General features: G+C 39.9%; 4 protein-coding genes and 1 pseudogene. 1 reads left to right on the forward strand and 4 read right to left on the reverse strand.

Translation table 11 applies throughout. From position 1 onward, the window contains the following. Together ACH2DQ_RS04685 and ACH2DQ_RS04690 are read right to left on the reverse strand one after the other, a co-directional pair. On the reverse strand, positions 1–305 hold a 305-nt coding region (locus tag ACH2DQ_RS04685; protein WP_395025765.1), incomplete at its 3' end, for a hypothetical protein. Further along, positions 274–408: a hypothetical protein gene (locus ACH2DQ_RS04690; protein ID WP_394911365.1), complete on the reverse strand. Its 135-nt coding sequence runs from the start codon at positions 406–408 to the stop codon at positions 274–276. The genes ACH2DQ_RS04690 and ACH2DQ_RS04685, both read right to left, overlap by 32 nt. A gap of 14 nt (positions 409–422) precedes the next feature. Here ACH2DQ_RS04690 and ACH2DQ_RS04695 point away from each other — a divergent pair. Further along, positions 423–473 (forward strand): annotated as a pseudogene (locus tag ACH2DQ_RS04695) (hypothetical protein); the annotation flags it as partial. 72 nt (positions 474–545) lie between these two features. Here the strand turns inward: ACH2DQ_RS04695 and ACH2DQ_RS04700 are convergent. After that, the gene (locus tag ACH2DQ_RS04700) at positions 546–2531 is read right to left on the reverse strand and encodes an LTA synthase family protein (RefSeq protein WP_394911366.1); all 1986 of its coding nucleotides are present in this window, start codon (positions 2529–2531) and stop codon (positions 546–548) included. 15 nt (positions 2532–2546) lie between these two features. After that, on the reverse strand, positions 2547–3983 hold the full coding sequence (pyk, locus tag ACH2DQ_RS04705) for a pyruvate kinase (RefSeq protein ID WP_394911367.1): 1437 nt from the start codon (positions 3981–3983) through the stop codon (positions 2547–2549). Between the last annotated feature and the right edge of the window lie 139 nt (positions 3984–4122).

The following is a 4122-nucleotide window of genomic DNA, read 5'->3' on the forward strand; positions in this document are numbered from 1 at the left end:
TAAAATACTAAATTAAGTAAAATGACAATTTTTTTAATATCAGTAATTTCATGTGTAAATGATTCGATTCCAATTAATGATAGCATTGGAATAATAAGCAGGAATAGAATGGTTACTAATTTTGGTATTTTCAGATCCAGACAGATCAACACACCAGCCGCCAAAGAAAACACAATACAAAAAACCAGCTGGACGGCATGCCCCTTATTGTGCATTGCCGCCAAACTGGAAAGTAATATAAGTGTACAGGTTACCAAAAAGGAAACCACAATTCTAAATTTTGATTTCGTAAATATTTTTTTCATTTGTATAACTCCCCGAAATATCTTTATCTTTCGTAACCGTATTGATTTGTGTTTTTCGTACATTTAGTCCTTTAGAGCCTGTTTGAAAATTCATTCCCGCCATCTGCACGCCCCACTTTGCGCTATATTTCCCCGAATTCAGGTTACGTAGCCCGCTACGCGCCCTTCATATGGGACAAATCTCCCACTAAGTGTGACGCATAGCTGCCAGAAAGCAATTTTAAAACACGCTCTAAAGCATTACCCACCGAAAAATTTATCAATACGGTTTTTATTATCACATAAGTGATTGTACTGTAACATGGAATACTGGTTTAACAGATCTTGATAAGGCTCATCGGAATACTCATAATACTGCCCATCTTTGTCAATGTAAATATTTGCTGTAATAACAGGCAATGTTTTACGCAGTGACTGCAGATAGGTCTGGTAGTCGGTGAGAGGCAGGCCAGCCTGCTCCATTAAGAGTCCACTTAAATAGTTCACACTGATTCGATCAATATCCTGTTCTTCAATATCATAATTCGCCCACATAACCATCGGAACCTTATAGCCATTCTGAAACTCTTCAATGGAAGATTCCTGGTCAATATCATTGAGTCTCAGGATAGCATTTGCAATATAATCAGAAGGCTGATGGTCGCCAAACATGACCACAATGGTATCTTCATCCACGTTGCTGAAATAATTTATTAACTCTTCAAAAGCTTTATCCGTTTCTTTCACCAGGGTCAGATATCGTTCAGTGGAGATGACACTCAATGTCTTCTCTTCTTCCGGTATCTGTGTTAATTCGATAGATGATTCAAATCCCGGATATTCTTTGCTGTAACCGCCATGATTCTGCATAGTAACTTCAAAGGCAAACATCGGTTCTCCGGGAGTCTTGTTTTCATAGGTCTCGATCACTTTATCAAATGCAGATTTGTCGCTGACATAGCCGCGGATTGTTTCCGGGTTATCAAAGTCATCCTTGGAATAAAATTGATCAAATCCAAAATAAGAATAGACCTTATCCCTGCTCCATCCTGTTGCATAATAAGGATGAATGGCTGTCGTAGCATACCCCATACCCTTCAGGTAACTTGCCAGTGTTGGCATATTTCCTTTTACATATTGCTGGTATGCGACACTTCCTGTAGGAAGGAATGCCATGGAATCCCCTGTCAGAAATTCAAATTCTGTATTTGCGGTATTACCGCCCTTTACGGATACAAACATATCAGCTTTAATGGTGTTTTCTTCCATAGAACGGATAAAAGGCATGTAGTCTTCATTTGTTTCAAAATCGCCGCGATAAGCAAGGTCTGTAAAAGCTTCATTCATGATCACCACAATATTTGGTTTCTTTTGCTTTTCTGTATCACTGGCGGAGGCATTGACAGAGGATGTTTTTTCTTTCTCAATCTCCTGCTCTATTTTTGTAACCTCTTCCGGTGAGTAGCCTTCTGGTTTTTCAATGTCCAGATACCGCAGATTTGCCAGGAACGCCACCATAAAACCATTGTTCCGATATAGTACATTGGGGGTAAATAGAATATCATCCAGCCCAAACATATCTTTTACAGTGTCCGTTTTTACTGCAGTTACATAGCCTGTCATGAGAATAGCAGATAAAAGCAGGGCGATCAGACGCACCTTTATACTTTTAACCGGAAAAACGGTCTTTTCGCCAAGAATCATTAAAAAGATAAAGCCAATCAGTACAAAAACCAGACGGTAAGAAAAAGTAAAGGTATAATTATCTGTAATTGTAATCGCGGTGCCTAATGACATAAAGTCCCATGGCACAATGGGTGAGGATCGAAAGCTTACAACAAAGTAGTTGGCAACTCCAAATAGCATTGGAACTGCGGTGGCAAGCATATATCCCCATCTCGTGGAACCCAGTAAAAATGTACAGATTGCGTACAGCAGATAATAAAATATCACATTCAGGATAAATATCAGTACAGTCAGATCCCAAGGTACATGGGTGTAGAACTCCATGGTGCAGAGAGCCAGTATGGGTATGACAATTAGTGCAGCTATCCCCGCCGGCTTCGGAAGCTTAAATTTTAAAGCGATAGAAAACCCGGCTGCAAAAGATAAAAGCAGTGAAAGCACCAGTTTGCCGCTATGCATCCCATCGCCGTTCACTGCCAGTATAGTCAATACAATTAGAATAATTGTCACAGCCGAAGCCATGACAATTCGTAATTTTGATTCGGTAAATATTTTTTTCATTCTCAATAATCCAATCTATTTTGCTTGTAAAACATGCATCATGTTTGTAATGGCACCCTCTCCGGTTACAACATTCGTAGCAGGATCTCCTGCTGTAAAAATTACCAGGTCCCCTTTATTTACGAGATTTTTCTGACGCAGGGTGATCATAGGGCTGGAAATAATGTGCTCGGTCGTATTTTCGTTATTTCCCTTCATGGGATAAACTCCCCAGTAGAGCTGCATTCTGCGTACGGTGCACTCATTTGGAGAAATAGCATAGATCGGCATTTCCGGTCTGAAATTAGAGATCAGTCTTGCGGTCTGTCCGGAAATGGTCGGGATTACAATACAAGCTGCATCCAAGTTACGTGCTGTAGATACGGTTGCAAATCCAACTGCACTGGAAATATTTTTTTTCCTTCTGCCCTTACTGTTTTTCACCAGCATTTTATAGTCCAGATGCTTTTCCGTTGTCTCAGCAATTTTACCCATCATTTTCAATGCTTCCAATGGATATTTACCCATTGCGGTTTCGCCGGAGAGCATAATTGCATCGCTGCCGTCATATACAGCATTTGCCACATCTCCTGCTTCTGCTCTGGTTGGGCGTGGATTGCGGATCATGGAATCCAGCATCTGGGTTGCAGTGATAACCGGTTTATAATGTTCATTACATTTATTAATTATTTTTTTCTGGATATATGGAACTTCATCGGCTGGAATTTCAACACCAAGGTCTCCCCTTGCTACCATGATTCCGTCTGCTGCGTCAATGATTTCATCTATGTTTGCGATGCCTTCGGCATTTTCAATTTTAGCAATTACATTAATATGTTCACCATGATGATCTTTTAACAGTTTTTTAATATCCCGGATACACTGGGCATTACGTACAAAAGATGCTGCAATAAAATCAAATCCCTGCTCAATTCCAAACAGAATATCTTCTTTATCTTTATCAGTCACACCAGGAAGGTTTACGCTGACATTTGGTACATTGACACCTTTACGTTCGCCAAGCTCACCGCCGTTTACTACAACACACTCAATTTCTCTTTCGGAGACTTTCTTCACAACAAGTTCAATTAAGCCGTCGTCAATTAAAATAAAATCGCCTTTTTTTACATCCTTTGTCAATTCCGGATAAGTAATGGAGCATCTTTTTTCATCGCCTTCGATTTCTTCCATTACAAGGGTAAACTCTTCGGCTTCTTTTAACTGTACTTTTTTGTGATCTTTTAAAACGCCGGTCCGGATTTCCGGTCCCTTGGTATCTAAAAGCATAGCCACTGGGATCCCCAGTTCAGCACGAACTTCTTTTACAAGCTGGATTCTGCCCAGATGTTCTTCATGGTCGCCATGTGAGAAATTAAAGCGGGCAACGTCCATTCCGTTATTAACCAGGTCACTAAGCAATTCTCTGTTGTTTGTATTTGGTCCCATTGTACATATAATTTTCGTTTTTTTCATAATGCGCCTCCTGATGTTGTTTGAATTATTTACTTTTTCTAATTACGCCTAACGGTGGTGCTTTTTTACATGCTCATGTGAGAACAGATGATCCTGGCAATATTCATAATTACCGTCACATTTGGAACAGAAACGAAAT

The sequence above is a fragment of the Robinsoniella sp. genome (assembly GCF_034124845.1).